General features: G+C 69.4%; 23 protein-coding genes. 19 read left to right on the top strand and 4 right to left on the bottom strand.

What is annotated here, in order from left to right; all coding sequences use genetic code 11:
- Positions 1–177 precede the first annotated feature (177 nt).
- From MKL11_RS32525 to MKL11_RS32505, 5 genes are all read left to right on the top strand, one after another.
- The gene (locus MKL11_RS32525) at positions 178–1,311 is read left to right on the top strand and encodes a helix-turn-helix domain-containing protein (protein WP_313900805.1); all 1,134 of its coding nucleotides are present in this window, start codon (positions 178–180) and stop codon (positions 1,309–1,311) included.
- Positions 1,312–2,001: 690 nt separating this feature from the next.
- Positions 2,002–2,769: a MipA/OmpV family protein gene (locus tag MKL11_RS32520; RefSeq protein WP_243951439.1), complete on the top strand. Its 768-nt coding sequence runs from the start codon at positions 2,002–2,004 to the stop codon at positions 2,767–2,769.
- A gap of 170 nt (positions 2,770–2,939) precedes the next feature.
- A complete protein-coding gene (locus tag MKL11_RS32515) occupies positions 2,940–4,109 on the top strand; it encodes an SDR family oxidoreductase (protein ID WP_243951437.1) in 1,170 nt (389 codons plus the stop codon).
- Positions 4,110–4,202: 93 nt separating this feature from the next.
- Positions 4,203–4,439, top strand: coding sequence for a hypothetical protein (locus tag MKL11_RS32510; protein ID WP_243951435.1), 237 nt, complete (start codon positions 4,203–4,205; stop codon positions 4,437–4,439).
- 150 nt (positions 4,440–4,589) lie between these two features.
- Positions 4,590–4,901, top strand: coding sequence for a hypothetical protein (locus MKL11_RS32505; protein WP_243951433.1), 312 nt, complete (start codon positions 4,590–4,592; stop codon positions 4,899–4,901).
- Positions 4,902–5,258: 357 nt separating this feature from the next.
- On the opposite strand, the gene fghA is transcribed toward MKL11_RS32505, so the two are convergent.
- Together fghA and MKL11_RS32495 are read right to left on the bottom strand one after the other, a co-directional pair.
- Complete coding sequence (gene fghA, locus MKL11_RS32500; RefSeq protein ID WP_243951431.1) at positions 5,259–6,092, bottom strand: S-formylglutathione hydrolase; 834 nt, start codon at positions 6,090–6,092, stop codon at positions 5,259–5,261.
- 352 nt (positions 6,093–6,444) lie between these two features.
- Positions 6,445–7,581: an S-(hydroxymethyl)glutathione dehydrogenase/class III alcohol dehydrogenase gene (locus MKL11_RS32495; protein ID WP_243951429.1), complete on the bottom strand. Its 1,137-nt coding sequence runs from the start codon at positions 7,579–7,581 to the stop codon at positions 6,445–6,447.
- A gap of 630 nt (positions 7,582–8,211) precedes the next feature.
- Between MKL11_RS32495 and MKL11_RS32490 the strand changes: the two genes are divergently transcribed.
- From MKL11_RS32490 to MKL11_RS32425, 14 genes are all read left to right on the top strand, one after another.
- Positions 8,212–8,688 carry a MarR family winged helix-turn-helix transcriptional regulator gene (locus tag MKL11_RS32490; RefSeq protein ID WP_243951426.1) on the top strand — a complete coding sequence of 159 codons (477 nt, stop codon included), beginning with the start codon at positions 8,212–8,214 and terminating at the stop codon, positions 8,686–8,688.
- A complete protein-coding gene (locus MKL11_RS32485) occupies positions 8,685–10,727 on the top strand; it encodes an FUSC family protein (protein WP_243951424.1) in 2,043 nt (680 codons plus the stop codon). The genes MKL11_RS32490 and MKL11_RS32485 overlap by 4 nt, the downstream gene beginning before the upstream one ends.
- Entirely contained in the window at positions 10,724–10,933 is a 210-nt protein-coding gene (locus MKL11_RS32480; protein ID WP_243951422.1) for a DUF1656 domain-containing protein, read from the top strand. The genes MKL11_RS32485 and MKL11_RS32480 overlap by 4 nt, the downstream gene beginning before the upstream one ends.
- A 61-nt stretch (positions 10,934–10,994) precedes the next feature.
- Entirely contained in the window at positions 10,995–11,936 is a 942-nt protein-coding gene (locus MKL11_RS32475; protein WP_243951420.1) for an HlyD family secretion protein, read from the top strand.
- A 152-nt stretch (positions 11,937–12,088) separates the two neighbouring features.
- Complete coding sequence (locus MKL11_RS32470) at positions 12,089–13,729, top strand: ABC transporter substrate-binding protein (RefSeq protein WP_243951418.1); 1,641 nt, start codon at positions 12,089–12,091, stop codon at positions 13,727–13,729.
- A 97-nt stretch (positions 13,730–13,826) separates the two neighbouring features.
- The gene (locus MKL11_RS32465) at positions 13,827–14,102 is read left to right on the top strand and encodes a hypothetical protein (RefSeq protein WP_243951416.1); all 276 of its coding nucleotides are present in this window, start codon (positions 13,827–13,829) and stop codon (positions 14,100–14,102) included.
- A 5-nt stretch (positions 14,103–14,107) separates the two neighbouring features.
- Positions 14,108–15,109, top strand: coding sequence for an ABC transporter ATP-binding protein (locus MKL11_RS32460; protein ID WP_243951414.1), 1,002 nt, complete (start codon positions 14,108–14,110; stop codon positions 15,107–15,109).
- Positions 15,106–16,098, top strand: a complete 993-nt coding sequence (locus tag MKL11_RS32455; RefSeq protein ID WP_243951412.1) for an ABC transporter ATP-binding protein — start codon at positions 15,106–15,108, stop codon at positions 16,096–16,098. Before MKL11_RS32460 ends, MKL11_RS32455 begins: the two co-directional genes overlap by 4 nt.
- On the top strand, positions 16,098–17,030 hold the full coding sequence (locus MKL11_RS32450) for an ABC transporter permease (protein WP_243951410.1): 933 nt from the start codon (positions 16,098–16,100) through the stop codon (positions 17,028–17,030). Before MKL11_RS32455 ends, MKL11_RS32450 begins: the two co-directional genes overlap by 1 nt.
- Position 17,031: 1 nt before the next feature.
- Complete coding sequence (locus tag MKL11_RS32445) at positions 17,032–17,877, top strand: ABC transporter permease (RefSeq protein WP_243951408.1); 846 nt, start codon at positions 17,032–17,034, stop codon at positions 17,875–17,877.
- An 18-nt stretch (positions 17,878–17,895) separates the two neighbouring features.
- Positions 17,896–18,819, top strand: a complete 924-nt coding sequence (locus tag MKL11_RS32440) for a sugar phosphate isomerase/epimerase family protein (RefSeq protein WP_243951406.1) — start codon at positions 17,896–17,898, stop codon at positions 18,817–18,819.
- Positions 18,820–19,393: 574 nt separating this feature from the next.
- On the top strand, positions 19,394–19,996 hold the full coding sequence (locus MKL11_RS32435; protein WP_243951404.1) for a MotA/TolQ/ExbB proton channel family protein: 603 nt from the start codon (positions 19,394–19,396) through the stop codon (positions 19,994–19,996).
- Between the two features lie 2 nt (positions 19,997–19,998).
- The gene (locus tag MKL11_RS32430; protein WP_243951402.1) at positions 19,999–20,475 is read left to right on the top strand and encodes an ExbD/TolR family protein; all 477 of its coding nucleotides are present in this window, start codon (positions 19,999–20,001) and stop codon (positions 20,473–20,475) included.
- Complete coding sequence (locus MKL11_RS32425; protein ID WP_243951400.1) at positions 20,472–21,299, top strand: energy transducer TonB; 828 nt, start codon at positions 20,472–20,474, stop codon at positions 21,297–21,299. Before MKL11_RS32430 ends, MKL11_RS32425 begins: the two co-directional genes overlap by 4 nt.
- Positions 21,300–21,579: 280 nt before the next feature.
- Here MKL11_RS32425 and MKL11_RS32420 read toward each other — a convergent pair whose 3' ends face one another.
- The gene (locus MKL11_RS32420) at positions 21,580–22,641 is read right to left on the bottom strand and encodes a LacI family DNA-binding transcriptional regulator (RefSeq protein WP_243951398.1); all 1,062 of its coding nucleotides are present in this window, start codon (positions 22,639–22,641) and stop codon (positions 21,580–21,582) included.
- 114 nt (positions 22,642–22,755) lie between these two features.
- Positions 22,756–23,556: a DUF1868 domain-containing protein gene (locus tag MKL11_RS32415; RefSeq protein WP_243951396.1), complete on the bottom strand. Its 801-nt coding sequence runs from the start codon at positions 23,554–23,556 to the stop codon at positions 22,756–22,758.
- Positions 23,557–23,596: the final 40 nt, after the last annotated feature.

The following is a 23,596-nucleotide window of genomic DNA, read 5'->3' as shown; positions in this document are numbered from 1 at the left end:
TCGACGCGGGGCGATCGATCACGTCGTGTCGATCGCCGCCACGGGTACGCGGGCGCCGATCACGGCGGCCCGGCACGGTTTGGCGAAGAGTAAGCGTGAACCGGGCCAGCGGCCGCGGCGTTACACCGTCGCTCACGCGAACGATCAGAATGTCGGTACAATGCTCGCCCAGCCGACATGACGCGGCTATGCGTTTCGCGCACGCGGCACTTTCAAGAGGTTTTCGATTCTGCTTCACATTTTGCGGCCAAGACACAGCGGCCCTCTTCGAATGTAAGGTTATTACTATTCAGAACGGGTGTTGCGAATGCAAAAATTTATAATTATAATGCAGCCGCAATGAAGCAAATCTTCTCGACGGACGGAGTTTTGCCGAAAGATCGATTTCGGCACTGGCGTGAGGTCTGCGAGGATCGTATCGTCCCGATGGAGCAGAAGCCTCTCGGCGAAGGGCAATTTGATGCCACGATCAACGGGGTCAGTATTGGCGGATTAGATTTTACTAAATTCGCATTGCGCAATCTGCGGGCTTCGACGACATCCCGAACGCTCCGGCACGAAAATCACAAGACCGACCACCTCTTCATGAGCATGGTGCTGGCCGGCACCGTGCGCGCGGACCAGAACGATCGATCGAGCACGGACGGAACCGGCGACTTCGCCATCCGCGACACGAACACGCCCTGGACGATCGAGCACGACGGCTACAGCGAAGTGCTCGCCATCGCGATCCCACGGGAGCGGATCGAGAACGTGCTAGGCCCGGCCCGGCTCTTCGCCAGCCTGACCGTCGAGGGCCACCAACCTGTAGCGACCCTGGCCCGCTCGTTCCTGACGAGCATGTTGGGCCAAGCGGATCGGATGCCGCCGGAAGTGGCCGAGCGCATGGTTGGGGTGGGACTTGACCTCGTCGTCGCCAGCCTCGCTGAGCGTATCGCACGGGAGGCGCCCCGGCCCATTCACGGCACCGTCGTGGTCCAGCGGGCCAAGGTGTTCGTCGAGGCCAATCTCGGGGACCAGACCCTCGATCCGCCCCAGCTCGCCGCGGCGGTCGGCGTGTCCCTGCGGCGGCTCCAAGAGCTGTTCCACGAGCGCGGCCAGCACATCTCCGATTGGATCTGGGAGCGTCGCCTGGCGGAAGCAGCCAAGCGCTTAGGCGATCCCGGATATCTCCACATGCCGCTCGGCAGCCTCGCCTATAGCTGCGGCTTCGCCAACCAGTCTCACTTCTCGCGCCGCTTCAAGGAACGCTACGGACTGAGTCCGCGCGACTATCGCCACCGTGCACTCTCGCAAGCCGTCGCCTGTTGAGGAACACGGTGCATACCCCGTCTGCGACCACCGTCCCTGGTCGTGTCCGACAGCAGCCAGGGCAGCGCCCCAGAGCAGGCCGCCGGCGCCGACGCGCAAATCCGTAGCGTCCGCTTACGGGAAGTTGCCTCAGTTAGCTGGGTGACCGGCTCGGGTCCACGCTGCGTGAAAACGGAAGCCCCCCGGAATCGTAGAACAATCCTCAATGCTGCAGACATGCGGCCCGACCGAAGGACTGATCCGACGTCGCTGGATGTCCAATTCAAAGCTGCTTAGGTTGCTCGGTAGAACGCTTCCGCGAACGATGAAGTCCGCTTCGAGCCATGGCTCGCCAGAGAGCGGACGGACGGCTTTCGGTCAGACTGCGCCACGGCGGATTGCCAACCTGCGGTAAACCGGCCCTCTGGGCTTCGCGCCCAATCCGGCCATCCCGCCGGCCGTGGAGGCGTCTCGGAAGCGGGCCTTATCCCCCGGGAGGCCGAGCACCGAACGGTGGGGCCCACGATAAAGCGCTTCGGCGTTGCGTTTGAACGGCCGTTAGGCTTGGTGTGTCACGGGAACGTTCTGTAGGGCCGGGGTGACCGGGGGAACTCGACGGTGGGCCGCCAGCAGCTTCGATCGCGCCCGATCTCAAACAGGCGGCCGCGGCGGCGCCCCATGCGCCTCGGTGGGTGTGTGGCGACGGTTCTGGTGGCGATCGCGACGCCGGCTCGGGCCGACGACCTCAGCGCCTTGTTCGATCGCGACACCATCATCTCGGCCGGCGGCTTCGTCGGGGCCGGTCCGCGCTTCCAGGGCAGCAAGCAGGCCGGGCTCTGGGGCCTGCCCTATCTGTCGTTCCGTCAAGCCGACGAACCGAGCGAGTGGTGGTCTCCGGATGATGGGCTCGACGTCACCCTGGTCGGGCAGGGGCGCCTGCAAGCGGGCGCCGTGCTGGATTTCCGGGAGGGCCGTTCCCTCAACGATGATCGCCGGCTCGCCGGCCTGCCCGGATTGCCGGTGACCGTCGGGCTCGGCCTGTTCGGCGAGGTCTGGCCGGTCGCCGATACCGTCAGGCTACGGGCCGAGGTGACGCAGGGCATCCGCGCCCACGATGGCATCGTCGCCAAGCTGGGGGCCGATCTCGTGGGCCATGTCGGGCGCTTCACGCTGAGTGCGGGCCCGCGGTTCGTGGTGGGCGATGCCGCCGCGATGCGGCTGGACTTCGCCGTACCGGTGGGGGCCGCGCTGGTGAATCCGATCCTTGCCCCGTATCGGGCCTCGGCCGGCCCACGCTCGGCCGGAGCGGCCACGACCCTCAGCTACACGTGGTCGGACGCGTGGCAGACGCTTGGTTATGTCCGCTACGATCGGCTCATCGCATCGGCAGCGGGCAGTTCGATCGTCAGGCGTGTAGGCACACCGAACGAACTCACGGTTGCGGTCGGAGCGATCTATTCCTTTCATCTGACTCCTTGACCTCAGACTAAGAACAGACGACGCTCGCGCTCTTGGCCACGAAGATCACGGCTTCGTGATGACTGTGGCTCGCAGAGCACACGTTGAACGCTTCTGTTCCGCAAGCTGTTCTTGCCGGATTGTTTCCAAAGTTTTCCGCTTATCACTCTCCCGATCGAGTGGAGAGTACCGTGGTACGCATTCTTCTGACGGGCGCGACCGGGTTGATCGGGGGCGCCGTGCTGCACCAGGCGCTCGGGCGCGACGACGACGTGACCTGGGTTTGCCTCGTACGCTGCACGAGCGTGGAGCAGGGGCGCCAGCGCGTTGCCGCGCGCTTGGAGCGATTCTCCGATCCGTTCACGGCCCAGCGCCTCGCGCGCAAGATCGAGATCGTGCCCGGCGACTTCACCCGCGCCGATTCGGACATGGATCCGCGGCTCGATGCGTGCACCCACATCCTCCATCTCGCCGCCGACACGTCGTGGTGGGGCGGCGAGCGCGTGTTCCGAACCAACCATGACGGGACCCTCGCGCTCGCCCGCCGGGCCCGGGCCATGCCGGGATTGAAGCGGTTCGTGCACGTCGGCACCGCGATGATCTGTGGGGCCGACGCCCCGAGCCTCGTCGAGGAGACCGCCTTTCCGGCAACGGCCGCGCGGCACATCGTCGGCTATACCGAGTCCAAGGCGGCGACCGAGACCTCGCTCGCCGAGCAGTTCCCCGACCTGCCGATCGTCATCGCACGGCCTTCGATCGTCGTCGGCCATTCGACGCTGGGCGCTGCGCCGAGTTCGAGCATCCTCTGGGTGCTGCGGGCAGCCGATGCCCTGCGCATGCTGCCCTGCAGCCCGGACAGTTGCGTCGACATCGTTCCGGCCGACTGGGTCGCCGAGACGCTCGTTGGCCTCCTGACGAAGCCGGACCTCAAGCACGACCTCTATCACCTCTCGGCCGGAGCGGCCGGCCGTACGCGCTGGGCCGACGTGATCACCACCTTCGAGAAAGCGGACCCGAGCGACGGTGTCCGCTCGTTCCGGCAGTTCGATCTCGATCGCGATCACACCCTTCTGCGCAAGCGTTTCTCGGAGGTGTTCGGCCTGGACGATGCGTCGAAGCGCGCGATGCTGCGCGCCACGCGCGCCTATTACGCATTCTGTGCCCTCGATCTCACCTTCGCCAACGATCGGCTCGTCGAGGAGGGGTTCGAGCGCGCCCCGTCGCTCGCGTCCTACCTGCCGGTATGCCTCGCGAACTCCGCCGAGATCGTGGAGCAGTTCGTCGACGATATCGAGATGTTCGCGCCGGTACCCGCTGCACCCGTATCCTCTCCGGACCTGCCGCTGGCGGCGACCGCGTGAACCCGTTTGCGGCCCCGGCATCGCAAGGGCGGCCGAAATCTCCGCCCTTCCGGCCTTGAAGGCTGCGGACGAGCTAACTCCGGATGTCGCCCTATGGGCGGTGCCCGTGCGGCCGATGGACCGCCGGCAGCCGCTGAGGATCGGCTCCTTCCGCGAGCGCCCTATACCTTCGGCATGAACCGCTTCGCACTCATCGGCATCTTCGCAGCCCTGTTCGCCGGGATCTTGGTGATCGGAGGCACCTGGTCCTACATGACGAGCATCAGCCCGGCCGTCGGGCCGGATACGAGTTCGACGCCCAACCCCACCGCCCAGCGGAAACAACCGTAGCGGCTCCCTCGGGCGCCGTAGCAAAAGCCCGCTCCGGCGGACCGGGCGGGCGATGGCGCCGGCAGCCTCGCGGCCAACCTCCGCAAGCTTCGGTGACCAACGCCCGATTCGCGCGTTGTCGGCAGGATCCAGCCTCGACCGGAGCGACCGATGCTCATCCGATCCGTACTGCTGCTCGTCGTGTTCACGTCCGGCGCTCAAGCCGCGGCGTTCGACGATGTCAAAGGCTATCTGGCTTCCTGCCTGCGGTTCGAGATGAAGGGTGCCGGTCCGCAGCGAGGGGCGACGATGGCATCCCAAGTCCGATTCGCGTTGGAGCGGTGTGGTCCGGAGTTCGATCGCGTCGAACGGGCGGACGGGCGGCGCCTGCGCAGCGATGGCGGGATCAGCCCGTCCACCAAGGCGGTGATCCAGAGCGTCGTGGCCCGGGGCGGAAACGGCTTCTCCAACGTCCGGTACTGACGATCCGATCGGGTTTCACGGCGGCCGGCGCCCGCGATCCGGTCAGCGAACCGCGCGCCTCTCGGCCCGTCGCGTTCGCGGTCGGGTTTCCGCCCGGACCCTGTCGAAAGCCGCGTAACCCCCGTAGCGCATCGTCCTGGATATCGGGGCCAAGACGATGCGCCAAGTCTTTGAGTTTGATTTATCTTTTTCCCGGAACCTGGAAGCCGTCGTTCGGGATTGCCGCGCTCGGATGAGCTGCGCGAACGCGGCCCCCGCGATGTCCCGGGGACGGGCCGGTCTCGATAGCCGCACTCCCCAGGCGCGGGCGGGCCAAGGTCGGATCGAACCCCGCCGCCCTCTGTTGCTCCGGCGCCGTCACTTCAGGCGCGCGGCGGCCCAGGCGATGTGGTCGGCCATGAAGGTCGAGATGAAGAAGTAGGAGTGGTCGTAGCCCTCGCGCATGTTGAGGGTCAGCGCGATGCCGGCCTTCGTGCAGGCCTCCTCCAGCAGCCAGGGACGCAGGCCGTCCTGAAGGAAGCTGTCGGCGGTGCCCTGATCGACCAGGAATTCGGGGAAGCGCTTGCCGTCCTCGATCAGCGCGGTGGCGTCGTGGGCGCGCCAGGCGGCGGGGTCGGATCCGAGATACTTCTCGAAGGCGGGCTTCGACCAGCCGGCCGTCGAGGGCTGGGCGATCGGCGCGAAGGCGGAGCAGGACTTGAAGCGCTCCGGGTAGGTCAGCGCGATGGTGAGCGCCCCGTGGCCGCCCATGGAATGGCCGAAGATGCCCTGGCGGGTCATGTCGGCGGGGAATTCCTGCGCGATGAGCGCCGGCAGCTCCTCCGTGATGTAGCTCCACATCCGGTAATTCTTGTCATAGGGCGCCTGGGTGGCGTCCAGATAGAAACCGGCGCCGGAGCCGAACTGCCAGTTGCCGTCCTCGTCGGGGATGCCGGGGCCGCGCGGGCTGGTATCGGGGGCCACGATGATCACGCCGTGCGTGGCGGCGGCCGCGCGATACTCGCCCTTGTCCATGACGTTGGCGTGCGTGCAGGTCAGCCCGGACAGGTACCACAGCACCGGGACCGGGCCGTTCTCGGCCTGGGGCGGCACGAACACCGCGAACGTCATCGGGCATCCCGTGGTCTGCGCGTCGTGCTTGTAGACGCCCTGCGTGCCGCCATGGGCGCGGGCCTTCGAGATGGTTTCCATCGGCTGTGATCTCCTGCGAGGGGGCTGAGACGATCGTCTTCGGGACTGCGCGGCGCTCCGCCCCGGTGCGGCTACGGGCTACACAGGTTTGGGGCCGGGATATGCTCGCCCCGGCGGCCCGGAAGGCGCGGGTCCCCTCTCCCGTTCGGGAGAGGGACAGGGTGAGGGATGCGACCTCTCCGGAAAGATCGGGTCCCTCACCCCAACGCTCTCCCGAACGGGAGAGGGGGCTCGTTCCGCTCTGTCCTCGGCGTCGCGCCCCAAAACCTATGTAGACCGTAGCCGGTGCGGGGGGAGTTGGAGGCGGAGGCGGTCGCCTGCCCCTCCCCGCACGGGGAAGGGGTGTCGATGGTCAGTAGACGACGACGGAGCGGATCGACTTGCCCTCGTGCATGAGGTCGAAGCCGTGATTGATGTCCTCCAGCGGCATGGTGTGGGTGATCAGATCGTCGATGTTGATCTTGCCCTCCATGTACCAGTCGACGATCTTCGGCACGTCGGTGCGGCCGCGGGCGCCGCCGAAGGCCGAACCCTTCCAGACGCGGCCGGTGACGAGCTGGAACGGACGGGTGGAGATTTCCTTGCCGGCCTCGGCCACGCCGATGACGATCGACTCGCCCCAGCCGCGATGGCAGCACTCGAGGGCCTGGCGCATCACGTGGACGTTGCCGGTGCAGTCGAACGAGAAGTCGGCGCCGCCGCCAGTGAGATCGAGGATCGCCGAGACGACGTGATCGTTGCCGACTTCCTTCGGGTTGATGAAGTGGGTCATGCCGAACTTGCGGGCCATCTCCTGCTTGTCCGGGTTGATGTCGACGCCGATGATCTTGTCGGCCCCCACCATCCGGGCGGCCTGGAGCACGTTGAGGCCGATGCCGCCGAGACCGAACACCACCACATTGGCGCCGGGCCAAACCTTCGCCGTGTAGATCACCGCGCCGACGCCCGTGGTGACGCCGCAGCCGATGTAGCAGATCTTGTCGAAGGGGGCGTCTTCGCGGATCTTGGCCAGGGCAATTGCCGGCAGGACCGTGAAGTTCGAGAAGGTCGAGCAGCCCATGTAGTGGAAGACAGTGTTCGACCCACTCGGGCTGCCGCCGGTGGAGACGCAGGAGAAGCGGCTGGTGCCGTCCGGCATCACGCCCTGGCCCTGGGTCGCCCGGATCGCGGTGCACAGGTTGGTGCGCTGCGACAGGCAGGACTTACAGTTGCGGCATTCCGGCGTGTAGAGCGGGATCACGTGGTCGCCGGGCTTCAGCGTGGTGACGCCGGCGCCGACCTCGCGGACGATGCCCGCGCCCTCATGGCCGAGGATCGCCGGGAACTTGCCCTCGGAATCCAGGCCCGAGAGGGTGTAGGCGTCGGTGTGGCAGATGCCGGTGGCCATCAATTCGACGAGAACCTCGCCGGCCTTGGGCCCCTCGATGTCGATGGTCTCGATCGTGAGAGGCTTCTTGGCCTCCCACGCGACCGCGGCGCGCGTCTTCATCACCTGTTCCTATTGTCTGAACGATCACGGACGGCGTCGAACGGCCGACTCTTCGGCGCGCCTCGCTCAAGGGCTGCGCACCGAACGGTCCGAAAATCTGCCGCGTGTGTGATGCTTCTGGCGCCGGGATGCAACGTCTGCGTCCGGGTTTCGGGCAGGCCCGGGCTTTTCGCTTCCGAGGACCGGCCGCCAGTACTACCTTGAGCCGCGTATGTGCCGGCGGCCGGCCCGGATCGAACGGGCTGTCTGCCGGCAGGTCGACCCGCTCGGCTTCGCCGGGGCGACCGGGGAGCGCCGATTCGGGATCGACGCGCCCGTCCAGGAAAGGCGCATCACGCCGCCAATCCCATGCGCGCGAGCCGGTCTCGCCGCGCAGGGAGTGGATCGGCGTCCAACGCCCCGTGTCAGTCTCGTCCGATGTCTCAACGACGGCACGGCATCCGTGACGCTTCGCGTCATCATGATTGCAAACTATCGATCAGGACGAAATCGGTTGGCATGCATGCGACACGCACATGCCGGACGGGCTTGGCAAATGCCGGCTGCACGGGCTAATTGATAGAACACTATCTATTAGGCTGGCGCGGTCTCCGACGGTTCGGTGCCCGAATCCGCAAGAGGTCACAGCCGGTGTCCGAACCATTCGACCGTCAGCGCCAGACCTACACCCACACCCTGCTGTTGGCCGGGCGCCAGTGGCGGCGGGCGGCCAATGCCGTCGCCGAGGCGCACGGCCTCTCGGACGCGACCGCGCTGCCCCTGATCCTGATCGAACGCCTCGACGGGCATCCCCGCCAGAACGCGCTGGCCGAGGCCGTGGGCATCGAGGGGCCCTCTCTGGTGCGGCTCCTCGACCAGCTCGGCGCGGCGGGCCTGATCGTGCGCACGGAGGATCCCACGGACCGCCGCGCGAAGGTTCTCAGCCTCACGCCGGCCGGAAAGACGGTGGTCGCCCGGATGGAGGCCGAGCTCACCAGGCTGCGGGACGTGGTGTTCGCCGACGTCGACAGCGCCGATATCGAGGCCAGCCTGCGGGTGTTCCGGGCGATCCAGCGCTACAGCCGGGACGTGCCAGTGGGCGCGACCGCCGAGGAGGCCGCGGAATGAGGCTCCCCGGTTGGTCGGACTGGGCCTTCGCGATCAAGACCTGCGCGGCGGCGATACTGGCCCTGTACCTCGCGATGTGGATCGACCTGCCGCGGCCGTACTGGGCCCTGGGCACGGTCTACATCACCAGCCAGGTCCTGGCCGGCGCGACACGCTCGAAGGCGCTCTACCGGGTGCTCGGCACCGTGCTGGGCGCGGCGGTGACCGTGATCCTGGTCCCGAACCTCGCGAACGCGCCGGAGCTGCTGACGCTCGCCATCGCGTTCTGGGTCGCCCTCTGCCTGTACGTCTCCCTACTCGACCGGACCCCGAGCAGCTACCTGATGATGCTCGGCGGCTACACCGCCGCGCTGATCGGTTTCCCCGCCGTGGGCGAGCCCGGGGCGATGTTCGATACGGCGGTCGCCCGCGCCGAGGAAATCCTGCTGGGCATCCTGTGCGCCAGCCTCGTCTCCACCCTCGTCCTGCCCCGGTCCGTCGCTCCCCTGATCGCGGGGCGGCTCGACCTCTGGCTGCACGACGCGCGGGGCTGGGTCGCCGACGTGCTCGGCCGGACCGGCTCGGGCCGCGACACGCAGGCCCGACGTCTCAGGCTCGCTTCCGACGCCCTGGCGTTCGATGCCCTGGCGACGCCGCTGCGCTACGACATGACCGGCGGCGAGCGCTCGGCCGCCGCCATGGCGACCCTGCGCCAGCACATGCTGATGGTCCTGCCGATCGTCTCGGCCGTCGCGGACCGCATCGCGGCGCTCGACCGGGCCGGAGCGCTGACCGCGCGCGTCCGCGGCGTTCTCGACGACATGGCCGCCTGGATCGCGTCCGGGACGACGGATCCGGACGCCGCGGCGCGGATGCGCGCGGCCGTGGACGGCGTCGATCCGCGGCTGGGTCAGGGCTCGAACTGGTCCGACGTGGTCCTCGCAAGCCTCGTCGCGCGCCTGCGCGACGTCATCGACCTGCGCCAGGATGCGCGGCTGCTGCAGCGGCACGTCGTCGACGGTACCCCCGTCACCGCGGATCTCGCCTTCCCGTACACGGCCAAGGCCCGTTCGATCCGGCATCGCGATCACGGCATGGCGGTGCTGTCGGCGATCGGGGTGTTCCTCACCGTCCTGCTCGCCTGTGCGATCTGGATCGCGACCGGCTGGCCGGACGGGTCCGGCGCGCCGATGATGGCGGCCGTCGCCTGCTGCTTCTTCGCCACCCAGGACGACCCGGCCCCGTCCATCGTCGGCTTCGCCAACTCGGCCATCGTCGGCAGTGCCTGGGCCGGCCTCTACCTGTTCGCCGTGCTTCCGCGGGCGACCAGCTTCGAGATGCTGGCACTGGCCCTGGCGCCGGGCCTGATCCTCTGCGGCCTCTTCATGACCCAGCCGCGGACGGCGCCGATGGCGCTGGGCGCCGCCGTCAACGGCTCGGCCATGATCGCGCTCCAGGGCAGCTACACCGGCGACTTCGCGTCCTTCGCCAATGCCTCGGTCGCCGTGATCACCGGGATGTGGATCGCGGCGGTGGTGACCCGGCTGGTCCGGTCGGTCGGGGCCGATTGGACGGCGCGACGCCTGCGGTTCGTGAACCGCCGGAGCCTGGCGGACGCCGCCGAGCGCCGCGGCGCCGAGAACGGCCTCGAACTCGCGGCGATCATGCTCGATCGGATCGGCCTGATCGCGCCGCGGCTCGCCGCACTCCCGCCCGAAGATGCCGAATGGACCGCCGACCTCGTCGCGGAGGTCCGGGTCGGGATCAACGTCGTCGAGTTGCGCCGGGACCGCCGCCGGCTTTCGCGGGAGGCGCGGTCCGGCGTCGAGCGCCTCCTGGTTGCGCTGGCGGCGTATTTTCGCACGCGGGCATCGCAGCCGCCTGCCGCGCTCCTGGACACGATCGATGCCGCGATGGACGCCACCGCGACGCAGCTGCAGCAGGCCGCCCACCGGGCGGCGCTGCTCGCTCTGGTGGGGATCCGCCGGGGCCTGTTTCCCGACGCTTCGCCCTGGCGGCCGAGGCTGTCGATCATCACGCAACCGGGGCTCGCGGCATGACCGGTGAACTCGATCTCTACGGGGTCTTCGTCCTGTGCCTCGCGGCCTGGATGCTGCTCGCCTTCCTGATCAGCCTGGTGGTGCGCGCCATCCTGGACAGGACCGGGTTCTACCGCCTGGTTTGGCACCGCCCGCTGTTCGATCTCGCCCTCTACGTCGTGCTGCTCGGGTGCGTCGTCTCGGTGGCGCTGCCGCTGATGTCATGACCGCCCGCCTCCCGCCCCCCTGCCTCACTCCGCTCCTGTCCCCGACCGTTCGGCTTCTCCCATGACCCGGCTGCTCGCCCTCTCGCTCCGCCTGATCGTCACCCTCGCCATGGTGGCGGCCGCGATCGTCGTCGGGCTCGCCCTGTGGGACTACTACATGGAGGCCCCTTGGACCCGCGACGGGCGCGTGCGCGCCGACGTGGTGGCGGTGGCACCCGACGTCTCGGGCCTGGTCACCGAGGTCCTGGTCGAGGACAACCAGATGGTGACGCGCGGCGACGTGCTGTTCCGGATCGACCCCGAGCGCTTCACCCTGGCCCTGCGCCAGGCCGAGGCCATGGTCGAGGGCAAGAAGGCCAGCGCCGAGCAGGCCGCCGCCGATTACATCCGCTATACGAAGCTCAGCGACGCCGCCGTCTCGCAGCAGAAGGTCGAGCTCGCCCGGGCGACGGACCTGTCGGCGAAGGCCGCCTACGACCAGGCCGTGGCCGACCGGGACGTGGCCAGGCTCAACCTCGACCGCTCCGCGGTGAAGGCCTCGGTCAACGGCCGTATCACCAACATGGAGCTGCGTCCGGGCCACTACGTCAACACCGGCCAGGGCGTGATGGCGCTGGTCGACAGCGACACGCTCCGGGTCGAGGGCTATTTCGAGGAGACCAAGCTGCCGCGCATCCACGTCGGCGACCGGGCCAGCATCCACCTGATGGGCGATGACGGGGTCCTCACCGGCCGGGTCGAGAGCTTCGCGGGCGGCATCGAGGATCGGGAGCGCACCGCCGGCGCGAACCTCCTCGCCAACGTCAACCCAACTTTCGCCTGGGTGCGGCTGGCCCAGCGCATCCCGGTGCGGATCAAGCTCGACGGCATGCCCGACCAGGCCCGGCTGGTCTCCGGTCGCACCGCGACGGTCTCGGTCACCGCGGACGGTCAGGCTCCGCGGGTCGATGTCCTGGGCGTCTGGCACAAGGTCCTGGTCGTCGCCGACCGCACGCTGAAATGACGCCCGCCCATAAGGTGTGCGCTAAGCGGGCGGGCCGTCGCGCCGAACGGGCAGGCTCGGTCCGGGCCGCCCCGTCGAGCCGCGGCAATAGTCATACAAGCTTCATCGCCGCGCCGTAACCGACGCTGCCCTCAGCGGCGACGGAGGAGCAGATGGCGGGTTCCTCGATCACGCGCCGACAGGCGCTCGCGGCAGGCGTCGCTGCCCCGTTCGTCATCCGGCACGCCGCCCTCGCCCAGGTCGACCCGAGACCGTCGATCACGGTGGCCGTGCAGAAGGTGTCCAACACCAACGCGCTGGACGTGCTGCGCGAGCAGTCCAATGTCGGCGAGCGCGTCTTCTCGTCCCTCTGGGAAGGCCTGATCGGGCGCAACGGGCGCGGCCAGCTCGCGGCCGTGCCCGCCCTCGCCACCGGCTGGCGGCGGATCGATGATCGCGTCGTCGAACTCACGCTGCGGCGGGGCGTCAGGTTCCACAACGGCGACGCGATGACGGCGGAGGACGTCGCCTTCTCGTTCGGCCGGGAACGGATGTTCGGCGACACCCAGCCGAGCACGGGCAAGACCATCGCGGCCGATTTCTCGATCGGCGGCGGCCGGGGTTCGAAGGAGCTGCCCCTCGAAGTGCCGGCGGTGGCCCGGCGCAACTGGCCGGCCCTGCTCGGCGTCGAGATCGTCGACAGGGACACCGTCCGCTTCGTGAACGGCGCGCCGGACGTGACGCTGGAAGGCCGCATCTCGCGCTACGGCAGCGAGATCATGAACCGGCGTGCCTTCGAGGAGGCGAGAACCTATGCCGACTGGGCGGCCAAGCCCGTCACCACGGGGCCGTATCGCGTCGCCGCGTACGATCCCGACGTCGCGCTGCTGCTGGAGGCGCATGACGCCTACTGGGGCGGGCGCCCGCCGCTGAAAGCGATCCGCTTCGTCGAGGTGCCCGAGACCGCCGCGCGCGTCGCGGGCCTGCTCTCCGGCGAGTACCAGCTCGCCTGCGATATCCCGCCGGACCAGATCGCGCAGATCGAGACGAACCCGGCCTTCGAGGTCCAGGGCGGCCCGATCCCGAATCATCGGCTGACGGTGTTCGACCGGAACCACGCCCAACTCGCCGACCCGCGGGTCCGCCGCGCGATGACGCATGCGATCGATCGGCAGGCGATCGTCGACTCGCTCTGGGCCGGCCGCACCGTCGTCCCGAAGGGCCTGCAATGGCCCTTCTACGCCGACATGTTCATCGAGGACTGGTCGGTCCCGGCCTACGATCCCGGCCTGGCGCGGGATCTTGTCAGGCAGGCGGGCTACAGGGGCGATCCGATCCCCTATCGGCTTCTCAACAACTACTACACCAACCAGGTTCAGACCGCACAGGTGCTGGTCGAGATGTGGCGGGAGGCTGGGCTCAACGTCGAGATCCAGGTGAAGGAGAACTGGCAGCAGGTCTTCGAGCACACGCCGTCGCGTGCCGTGCGGGACTGGTCCAACTCCGCCCTGTTCAGCGATCCGGTCTCCTCGCTCGTGAACCAGCACGGCCCCAACGGCCAGCAACAGCAGGTCGGCGAGTGGACCCAGCCGGAATTCAACGCGCTGTCGGTCGAGCTCGAGACGTCGATGGACCGCGCCCGCCGCAAGCAGATCTTTCGCCGGTTGCTCGAGATCGCGGAGCGTGAGGACCCGGCCTACACCGTGCTCCACCAGACCGCGACCTTCACGGCCAAGCCCAGGGCGCTCGCCTGGAAGGCCTCGCCCGCTTTCGCGATGGATTTCCGCGCCGAGAACTGGGGCGGGCGCAGCTGAGGCCGGCGCGCCGGAGCCCCCCCCGGCGCGACGCCTCTCACAGCCGCCGGGCGCCGTGATGAGGGCTGACACGCTCGTGACGACAGGACGACCGACCATGGCTCGCACGATCACCCGCTGTGGCAACGTCCGAACCGTGGCCAAGACCTGGAAGAACGACGCGTTCAGCGCGCTCTGCCCCGTGCCGCAGCGTTCGCGCGATCCGCGGAAGCGCGGGCGAATCGCCCGGCCGATGCTGGCGATCGACGCCGTGATCGACCGGCCGGGCACGGTCCTGCACGGCCGCACAATGGTTTTCGGCACGGCCAAGGACGTTCCGTGGCGGCCCTATCCGGTCGACGGCATGGGTTTCCGCGCCGGCAACAGGGTCTAGGCGCGATGGCTGCTCCGCAATCCGACGACCTGATCACGATCCGCGGCCTGACCGTCAGCTTCGACGGAACCCGCGCGCTCCACGGCATCGACCTGAGCGTCGCGCGGGGCGAGGCTCTCGGCCTCGTCGGCGAATCCGGCTGCGGCAAGTCGGTCACGTGGCTGGCCGCCCTCGGCCTGCTCCCCGGGCGGGCGAAGGTCGGTGGCAGCGTCCGGCTCGCGGGACAGGAGCTCGTCGGCGCGCCGCCGGCGATCCTGGACCGGGTGCGGGGCGGACGCATCGCCATGATCTTCCAGGATCCGGCGAGCGCGCTCAATCCGGTCCTCCGGCTGGGCCGGCAGGTCGGCGAGGCGCTGGCGCTGCATCGCGGCCTGTCCGGGGCGGCGATCCGGGCCGAGGCGAAGCGCCTGTTCGATCTGGTGGGCATCCCCGATGCGGCCCGGCGCCTCGATGCCTTCCCGCACGAGCTCTCCGGCGGCCAGAACCAGCGCGTGATGATCGCGATGGCGCTCGCCGGCAATCCCGACCTGCTCGTCGCCGACGAGCCCACCACCGCGCTGGACGCCACCATCCAGGCCCAGATCCTCGACCTGCTCGCCCGCATCCGGCGGGAGACCGGCATGGCGCTGGTGCTGATCAGCCACGACCTCGGGGTGATCGCGCAGACCTGCGAGCGCGTCTGCGTGATGTATGCCGGGCGCATCATCGAGACCGCGCCGGCCGACCTCCTGTTCGCGCAGCCGCTCCATCCCTACGCGCAGGGGCTCGTGGCGGCACTGCCGCCCCTCGACGGCGCCCGGCGTCGTCTGTCCCCGATCGAAGGCACCGTCCCCGATCCCCGGGCCATGCCGCCGGGCTGCGCCTTCGCGCCGCGCTGCCCCGGCGCCGTTGCGGCCTGCGACCGGGCGGTGCCCCTCCTCGTCGAGGCGCGGCCGCAGCGTCGCGCCGCCTGCATCGCGATCCCCGCCGAGGAGCGGCCTGCCCGCCCGCAGCGCGCCCGGGCATGAGCGAAGTCCTGCTCGCGCTGCGCGACGTCAGTCGCCGCTACGTCATGCGCCGCGGCCTGCTCGGGCGCCCCACCGCGGTGCACGCCGTCGACGGCGTCTCGCTGACGGTGGCGCGCGGCCGCACCCTCGGGCTCGTCGGCGAATCCGGCTCCGGCAAGTCGACCACCGGCCGGCTCGCCCTCGGGCTGGAGCCGCCCGATTCCGGCACGGTCCTGTTCGCGGGCGCGCCGCTGCCGCGGGCGGGCACGCCGGACTGGCGGCGCCTGCGGGGGCGCATGCAGATGATCTACCAGGATCCCCTCGGCGCGCTCGATCGGCGCCTGCCGATTTTGGAGCAGGTGCGCGAGCCCCTCGACGTGCACCGGATCGGCGATCCGAGGGAACGCGGCGAGACGGCGCTCGCCTTGCTGCGCTCGGTGGGGCTGCGGCCCGATCAGGGCGGCCGCTATCCGCACGAACTCTCCGGCGGCCAGCGCCAGCGCGCCGTGATCGCCCGGGCGCTGGCCACCGGACCCGGCCTCCTGGTCTGCGACGAGCCGGTCTCGGCCCTCGATGTCTCGATCCAGGCGCAGGTCGTCAACCTGCTGGTCGATCTCCAGCAGGCACTGGGCCTGAGCCTGCTGTTCATCAGCCACGACCTCCGGGTGGTCCGTCAGGTCAGCCACCGGGTCGCGGTGATGTATCTCGGCCGCATCGTCGAGGAGGGCGAGGCGGATCTGCTCCTGCACGATCCGGCCCATCCCTATACCGAGGCGTTGGTCTCGGCCGCGCCGGTGCCGGGCCGGGGCCCCCGGCCGCGCATCGTGCTGCCGGGCGACCCGCCCGATCCCGCCGCGCGGCCGCCCGGCTGCGCCTTCCATCCCCGCTGCCATGTCGCGCAGGCGCGCTGCAAGGTCGAGCGGCCGGCGCTCCTGCCGATGCGCGACGGGCGGCTCGCGGCCTGCCACGTCGCGCAGGCCCGGGCCCCCTTCCTCAGGGCCGCGAGCTGATGCTGCGCTTCCTCCTCGTCCGCCTCGTCCGCGCCCTGCTCACCATCGCGCTCGTGGTGACCTTCGCGTTCGTGGTGCTGAGGCTCTCGGGCGACCCGGCGCTGATCATCATGAGCGTCGATGCCCCGCCGGAGGCGATCGCCGCCTTCCGCAAGGCCTGGGGCCTCGACGACCCGATCTGGCTGCAATACCTGCACTACTTCGCCGCCATCGGTCAGGGCGAGCTCGGCCTGTCGATGCGCAGCGGCCGGCCGGCCCTCGACCTCGTCGTGGAGCGCATTCCCGCGACGCTGGCGCTGACCCTTCCGGCCCTGGCGCTGAAGCTCGGCATCGGCATCCCGGCCGGCATCCAGGCCGCGCTCCACCGCGACAGCCCGATCGACCGCCTCGTCATGGTCGCGGCGGTGGCGGGCTTCACCGTGCCGAGCTTCGTCCTCGGCCTCGTTCTGGTGCTGATCTTCTCGGTGCAGCTCGGCTGGCTGCCCTCGGGCGGGCAGGGGAGCTGGCGCCACGCCGTCCTGCCCGTGCTGACCCTCGGCATCGGCGGCGCGGCGACCCTCGCCCGCTTCACCCGCTCGGCCATGCTGGAGGTGCTGGGCCAGCCCTATATCCGCACCGCCAGCGCCAAGGGCGTGCCCTGGGCGGCGGTCGTGCGCAGCCACGCCCTGCCCAACGCCGCCATCCCCACCGTCACCATCGTCGGCTTCATGGTCGGCAGCCTGATCGCGGGGGCGGTGGTGGTGGAGAGCGTGTTCTCCTGGCCCGGGGTCGGGCGGCTGCTCGTCGTCGCCGTCGCCAACCGCGACCTCGCCGTGGTGCAGTGCATCCTGCTGCTGGTGGCGATCACCATGGTGTCGTCGAACCTGCTGGTCGACCTGCTCTACGGGGTCGTGGACCCGCGCCTGCGCGGCGGCGCGGCGGGAAGGCCCTGAGATGGCCGGCACGTACGCGTCCGGCCGCCGCCGCGGGGCCCGCATGCCGGCCTCCGTCTGGATCGGGCTCGCCTGGCTCGCGCTGATGCTCGCGGTCGCCCTGGCCGCCGACTGGATCACGCCGTACCGCTTCACCACCTTCGACCTGCGCAACCGCCTCGCGGCTCCGTTCCATCCGGCGCACTGGCTCGGCACGGACGAGCTCGGCCGCGACGTGCTCGCGCGCCTGATCGTGTCGATCCGGATCTCGATCCTCGTCGCCTTCGGGGCGACGCTGATCTCGGCGCTGCTCGGCACCGCGTTGGGGTTCCTGGCGGCGCATGCGCGCGGCCTCGTCGAGCAGTGCGTGCTGATGCTGGCGGACTTCCAGGCGGCGATGCCGTTCCTGATCCTGGCCCTCGCCGTGCTGGCCTTCCTGGGCAACACGCTGCCGCTCTTCATCGCGCTGATGGGGCTCTACGGCTGGGAGCGCTACGCCCGCCTCGCCCGCGGGCTCGCCATCTCGGCCGGCGCGCAGGGCTATGCCGGGGCCGTCCGCCAGATCGGGGCCTCGCCGTCCCGGGTCTACCTGCGCCACATCCTGCCCAACATCGCCGCGACCCTGATCGTCTCCATGACGCTGACCTTCCCCGAGGTGATCCTGCTGGAAAGCGGCCTCTCCTTCCACGGCCTCGGCGTGCAGCCGCCGATGACGTCGCTGGGCACCATGGTCAGCTACGGCCGCGAATACCTGACGCGCGCCCCCTGGATCCTGCTCGCCCCGGCCGCCTGCATCGTCACGACCACCCTGGCGGTCAGCCTGGTCGGCGACTGGCTGCGCGACACGCTCGACCCCACCCTGCGCTGATCAAACGGGAGTGACATCATGCTGCCCAACGGCGTCCTCGGCACCGGCCTGTCCGCCCCCTATCCCGCGGGCGACCTCTCGGACCTGCCCGCCATCCTCGACCGCCTCGAGGCGCTGGGCGTCGAGACGATCGAACTGCCGACCTTCGCGATGGACCTGGTGGTCGGCGGCCGCATCCGGCGCCCGCATCTGGAGCGGTTGAAGCAGGCCTGCGCCGGGCGCCGCGTGCGCTTCACGGTGCACGGACCCCTGGCGATCAATTTCTTCGACGATCCCGCCCGGCTGGGGCGGCATTTCGAGGTGCTGGAGGCCTCGCTCGAGATCGCCGCCGAGATCGGCGCGGCCCACTACGTCCTGCATTCCGGCCTCGCGCCGGTCGCGGAGCCCGCGATCCTCGAGGACGCCTACGCCCGCCAGCGCGAGTGGCTGGCCTGCGCCGGCGAGGTCGCGCGCGGTCTCGGCCCGCTGATCTGCGTCGAGACGCTGTTCGGCGGCCACGAAGGCAAGGTCCATTGCGCGTCGCCCGCGCGCCTCGCGGCGGAACTGGCCGCCATCGACCATCCGCATGTGCGCGCCACGCTCGATGTAAGCCATTCCTTCCTGCGCCACGGCTTCCAGGGCGGCGACTTCGTCGCCGAAATCGCGGCGCTCGCCCCGTTCGCGAACCATCTCCACGTCCACGATTCTTTCGGCCGCGCCGACGCGATCTGGATGTACCACGAGAGCGAGCGGCTTGCCTTCGGCCACGGCGACCTGCATCTCCCGGTCGGCTGGGGCGCGATTCCCTGGGAGACGCTGATCGACGCCTGCGCCTTCCCCAAAGGCGTGGTCTTCAACATCGAGCTCAACCCGCGCTACTGGTACGCGGTCGAGGACTGCATCGCCGCCACGAAGGCCCTCGCCGCCCGCGCCCGGACACAGGCGGTCCGGCCCGCGGCATGAGCGGCTCCCGCGCGTCGATCGACCGAATCGTCCTCGGCGTCTTCGATCGCCTCCGGCCCGATTTCGGCACGCCCGCGCACAGGCCGAATCTCACCCTCTGCGCCGGGCCGAGACCCGGCTCCGGAAGGCCCGCAGAGTCTTCCCCGCCCTGACGCGGGTCGCCACCACCGGCGCGACCCGCCGCAATATCTTTGTCGCGCAGGCAACGCGCCGCCGCGCGCTCGACCTCGCCCGCCGGGACCATGTCTCCCGCGCGGTGAGCGCCCCCCGCGTACAGGCCGTGATTCGGCGCCAGCCCGTCGCGAGACCCGGGGCGATCCCGACACTGCCCGATCCGGCACCGCCTGCGACGGCGACCGTGATCCTGTTGGGCCACGCTCGTCCGACGCAGGGCGGCATTGCGCTACCGCACTGCATCAAGCCACGCTCGCCACGGTTTTGCCATCATAGCGACACGTGTCAGCCATAATAGAACGTTCTAACAGATGCGCGGCACAGCCCGCACCACTCGATCCATTCGAAATTGCATACCGGGGGTTGTAAGATGGACCCAGCTAGTCTCTCGCCGTCGGCGATGTTCTTTCAAGCCGGGCTGGTCGGTAAGGGGGTGATCATCACCCTCGCGATCGCCTCCGTGTGGTGCTGGGCCCTGATCGCCGAGGGCATCTACACGACCATGCGGCTCGGACGGTCACTGAAGGCCCTGGAGCGCGGCGACGTTCCGAAATTCCTGCGGCCGGTCGTCGACGCCGGGACGCAAGCGGCTTCCGTCACGCTCCCCAACGAGGGGGCCGGCGAGGTCCGCCAGCGCACCGTGGAGGCGATGAACCGCGCCGCCACGCACACGATGATCGCCACCGAAGGCGGCTTCTCGAACCTCGCCGTGATCGCCTCCGTCTCGCCGTTCGTCGGCCTGCTCGGCACGGTCTGGGGCATCATGACCAGCTTCATCAGCATCGCCGCCTCGAACGACACCAGCCTCGCGGTCGTGGCGCCCGGCATCGCCGAGGCGCTGGCGACCACGGCGATCGGGCTGATCGCCGCGATCCCGGCCGCGGTCGCCTACAGCCGCCTCGGCTCGATCCTGGGCAAGCTGTCCCAGAACCTGTCCCATCTGGTCGAAGCGCTCTCGGTCGACCTGATCGCCAAGAACCGCCTCGCGCACAAGGAGATCTGATCGTGGCCTTCGCCTCCAATTCCAGCGGGCCCTACCGCCCCTCCGCCGATATCAACGTCACGCCGCTGATCGACGTGATGCTGGTCCTGCTGATCGTGTTCATGGTGACCGAGCCGCTGCTCACCACGGGCATGAAGGTGAACCTGCCGCAGGCGCAGGTCGCCAAGCCGGTCGACCCGAAGGAGCCGGCGGTGGTCGCCGTCAGCAAGGACGGGAAGCTGTTCATCGGCAAGGACGAGATCGAGGCCGAGCGCCTCGTGCCGGCGGTGGTGGCCGCGATCGAGAACGATCTGTCCCGGGTCATCCATCTTCGGGGCGACAAGGACGCCGCCTACGGCGACGTGATCAAGGTGATGGACCTCCTGGCCAAGAACGGCATGACCCACATCGCGATCATCACCAGCAAGAACGGCGCCCAGGGCGGCGCCAACGCCGGCCGCACCTCCGCGTCCGCCGCGGCGGGGAGCGGTGAGCCATGAGCACGATGGCGCTGGCCGGAGCCAATCCGCTCGTCCTGTCCCTGCCCAGACAGGACAATGCCAAGGGCTTGGTCCGCGGCTCAGCCCTGGTCGTGGCGCTCGCGATCCACGCGTTGCTGTTCGTCTCGTCGGGACCCGAACCGCAGCCCATCGCGCCGCCCGCGGTCGAGACGCTCGAGGTCAGCGTCGTGGCCCAGGGCGACGCGACCACCGAGAACGCCGCGGAGACGCAGAGCGCGGCCGAGATGGCGCCTCCGCCGGAGCCCGAACCGGTCCCGCAGCAGCCCGAGCCCGAGCCGCCTCCGGCGGTGGAGGAGGCGCCGGTCAAGGAGGATCCCACGGCCATCGCGATCCCGGTCCGGAAGCCGGAACCGCCCAAGGTGGAAAAGCCGCCGGAACCCCGCAAACCGCCGGAGCCCCGTCCGGTGCCGAAGCCGAAGCCCCAGCCCAAGGCTCCCCCGAAGACCGAGCCGCCGAGCGCCGCCAGCGCGGCGCAGCACAGGGGCCATGCCGGTGCCGAGCGCGGCGCGCAGGCCGATGCGAGCAAGGCGCTGGCCGATTACGGGGCGCGGCTGAAAGCCGAGATCAACCGGCACAAGGCCTATCCGGCGGCCGCCCGCAACCGGCACGCCTCCGGCATCGTCCTGGTGACCTTCCTGGTGGGGCCGTCCGGACACGTCGCCTCGGCGTCGATCGCCCGCACGTCCGGGGATTCCGAGCTGGATCAGGCGGCCCTGCAGGCGGTGCGGGGCTCCAGCCTGCCGCCGCCCCCGGGCGGCCATTTCGGCGGACGCATCGCGGTCGATTTCGCGTTGAAGCGTTGACGGACCGAGATCTGCAAGGGCGCCCCGCCGAATGTCCGGCGGGGCGCCTTTCGTTTTTGGCGCTGCCATAGGCTGGGCTTCGATCCTGGGCAGGATGTGACGCGGCGTGAATCGGTGATCCGGCGAAAAGCGCAGCCGACGTCGGGTTTGCCTGCCGGATCAGGTGTGCTTCGAGCGCGCGCCGCCAAAGCGGACCCGTGTCTATCCGCCGCCGGCCCTGGGCGCTCGTCGTAACGCGCATTCTTTCGACGAGCCGGCATTCACGCCGTCGGAATGCGCTCTAGCCTTGCGACTCTGTCTCCGGGGCCGAGCCCGTGGAGTCGCGGAACACCAGGCGCGTGGGAAACAGCTTCTGCGCCAGGTCGTCCGAGGGGCGCGTGCCCTCGACGAGATCCACCAGCGTCGAGAAGGCGAACCGGACCATCTCCAGCGTCGGAACCTCGATCGAGGTCAGGCTGGGGATCGTGTAGGCGCACTGGACGAAGTTGTCGAAGCCGACGACCCGGATGTCCTCGGGCACCCGGACCCCGTGATCGTGCAGCGCCTTCAGCACGCCGAACGCCACGCGGTCGTTGGCGGCCACGATCGCGTCCGGCCGGGACTGGCGCTCCAGGATGCCGAGCGTCACGCGGCGTCCGCTCTCCGAATTCCAATCGCACGGGACCACGAGGTCGTCGCGCAGCGGCAGCCCCGCCTCGGCGAGGGCCTCCTGATAGCCCCTGAGCCGCTCGGTGACGGCGCGCAGCCGCCGTCCGTCCCGCTCGCCCTTGAAGAAGCAGATCGACGTGCTTCCGGTCCGGGCCAGGTAGCGGACCATCTGGTACATCGCGTCGCGCTCGGCCCGCATCGCGTAATGCGTGTCGGCGACGTCGAGACCGAACACGAAGAATGGGAACCGCTTGGCCTGCAGCAGCGCGATGAGCGGATCGTCCCGGCGGTCGGCGAAGACGACGATCCCGTCGACGCGGGCCTCGCTCACCAGGCTGCTGATCTTGCCCAGGCCGTCCGGGTCGTCGCTGCGCCAGCGGCGATGGATGAGCGTGTAGCCGAACTGATCCGCCACATGCGCGAAGGTCTGCAGGACGATGCCTTGATAGGTCTCCTGCATCATCCCGGAGAGGTCGTCGTAGGGCTGGGCGCCCACGGAGAACACGCAGGCGATGCTGCGGCTCGGCTTCTTCCGCAGCGAGCGCGCCGCGAGGCTGGGGACGAAATCCAGCTCCCGCATCGCGGCTTCGATGGTCTCCCGCGTCGTCCGGGCAACCTTCTCGGGATGGTTCAGGACCAGGGAGACCGTCTGGAAGCTCACGCCGGCACGTCGTGCGACGTCCTTGATCGTCATCTGACCCATCGTCACCTCAGCCCCGGTCCATCCGGCAAGGCGGCCCGCCCGCGGCAGGAGCCGGGGCTCGGCCGCGTTCGGGGCCGCGAAACGCCGCCTTGTCGGTGGATCAATCTAAAGCTGGCGTGGCCGAAGATAAAGACGCGGATTGAAGGCGAACATATCATCGAATAGGCATAGTTCCGGTGCACCCAGCTCAAGGATAGGCATTGCCGCGGCAAGGGCATTGATCGAATCGCGGCGAACGGACCGGTAGCGATTCGTCTCGACCTCGCTCAGCGGCTTGATTGCATAGGTCTGGGTGGTGTGGAACTTGTACGTGTCGTGTCCGGGCTGGCGCAGCTTCAGCAGGTCGGACAGCCGGTCCCGCACGCCGCGCAGCTTCGTGGCCTCGGCCTCATCGGCCGGCACCAGATAGATTCCGGCCCCCGGCCGCACGTCGACGTTGCCGTCGCCCTCCAGCACCTTCATCCGGAACCGCGGCTCGCAGCCGAGGTCGAAGGCTTCGAGCTTCTCGATGAAGAGCCGGTTGCACGCCTCCACAGACGCATCGAGAGGGAGATCGGCCGGCCAGAGATTCGGCTTCCGGTTGAAGTCGATCACGCCCTCGAACACCGTCATGTGGTAGCTCGACGGCGGCGTGAAAGTGAACTTGTGCACGTAGGGCTCCGCCTCCAGGGCGGCGCGGAACGCCGCCAGGGGGGCGGTCGCCGGGTTCGACGGCTCGATATGGCAAATGATGGTGTTGCCGGGGCAGCGCAGGACGTGACCGTCGGGCGTGAACTTGGTGCCGATCCAGGGGAACGGCTTCGGTCCGGCGGCTTCGGAGGCGGCCAGGGCGGCGGGATTCCGGAGTCCCATGAGGCCACCGACGCCCGCGACACCCGAGAGGTGAAGGAGATGCCGGCGCGTCATGGTCAGGCTCCGGCCGGTTTGAGAGAGATCGCGTTGGCGC

Source organism: Methylobacterium sp. J-077, assembly GCF_022829365.1.
Lineage (GTDB): Bacteria > Pseudomonadota > Alphaproteobacteria > Rhizobiales > Beijerinckiaceae > Methylobacterium.
The sequence above is the reverse complement of the archived record's forward strand: the minus strand, read 5'-3'. Positions and strand labels throughout refer to the sequence as shown.

Excerpts from the sequence above, each read along its gene's own strand:
- MKL11_RS32525 (WP_313900805.1), top strand. The coding sequence starts at position 178 with ATGACGCGGCTATGCGTTTCGCGCACGCGGCACTTTCAAGAGGTTTTC.
- MKL11_RS32510 (WP_243951435.1), top strand. The coding sequence starts at position 4,203 with ATGGGCGGTGCCCGTGCGGCCGATGGACCGCCGGCAGCCGCTGAGGAT.
- MKL11_RS32505 (WP_243951433.1), top strand. The coding sequence starts at position 4,590 with ATGCTCATCCGATCCGTACTGCTGCTCGTCGTGTTCACGTCCGGCGCT.
- fghA (WP_243951431.1), bottom strand. The coding sequence starts at position 6,092 with ATGGAAACCATCTCGAAGGCCCGCGCCCATGGCGGCACGCAGGGCGTC.
- MKL11_RS32495 (WP_243951429.1), bottom strand. The coding sequence starts at position 7,581 with ATGAAGACGCGCGCCGCGGTCGCGTGGGAGGCCAAGAAGCCTCTCACG.
- MKL11_RS32485 (WP_243951424.1), top strand. The coding sequence starts at position 8,685 with ATGAGGCTCCCCGGTTGGTCGGACTGGGCCTTCGCGATCAAGACCTGC.
- MKL11_RS32480 (WP_243951422.1), top strand. The coding sequence starts at position 10,724 with ATGACCGGTGAACTCGATCTCTACGGGGTCTTCGTCCTGTGCCTCGCG.
- MKL11_RS32475 (WP_243951420.1), top strand. The coding sequence starts at position 10,995 with ATGACCCGGCTGCTCGCCCTCTCGCTCCGCCTGATCGTCACCCTCGCC.
- MKL11_RS32470 (WP_243951418.1), top strand. The coding sequence starts at position 12,089 with ATGGCGGGTTCCTCGATCACGCGCCGACAGGCGCTCGCGGCAGGCGTC.
- MKL11_RS32465 (WP_243951416.1), top strand. The coding sequence starts at position 13,827 with ATGGCTCGCACGATCACCCGCTGTGGCAACGTCCGAACCGTGGCCAAG.
- MKL11_RS32460 (WP_243951414.1), top strand. The coding sequence starts at position 14,108 with ATGGCTGCTCCGCAATCCGACGACCTGATCACGATCCGCGGCCTGACC.
- MKL11_RS32455 (WP_243951412.1), top strand. The coding sequence starts at position 15,106 with ATGAGCGAAGTCCTGCTCGCGCTGCGCGACGTCAGTCGCCGCTACGTC.
- MKL11_RS32450 (WP_243951410.1), top strand. The coding sequence starts at position 16,098 with ATGCTGCGCTTCCTCCTCGTCCGCCTCGTCCGCGCCCTGCTCACCATC.
- MKL11_RS32445 (WP_243951408.1), top strand. The coding sequence starts at position 17,032 with ATGGCCGGCACGTACGCGTCCGGCCGCCGCCGCGGGGCCCGCATGCCG.
- MKL11_RS32440 (WP_243951406.1), top strand. The coding sequence starts at position 17,896 with ATGCTGCCCAACGGCGTCCTCGGCACCGGCCTGTCCGCCCCCTATCCC.
- MKL11_RS32435 (WP_243951404.1), top strand. The coding sequence starts at position 19,394 with ATGTTCTTTCAAGCCGGGCTGGTCGGTAAGGGGGTGATCATCACCCTC.
- MKL11_RS32425 (WP_243951400.1), top strand. The coding sequence starts at position 20,472 with ATGAGCACGATGGCGCTGGCCGGAGCCAATCCGCTCGTCCTGTCCCTG.
- MKL11_RS32420 (WP_243951398.1), bottom strand. The coding sequence starts at position 22,641 with ATGACGATCAAGGACGTCGCACGACGTGCCGGCGTGAGCTTCCAGACG.
- MKL11_RS32415 (WP_243951396.1), bottom strand. The coding sequence starts at position 23,556 with ATGACGCGCCGGCATCTCCTTCACCTCTCGGGTGTCGCGGGCGTCGGT.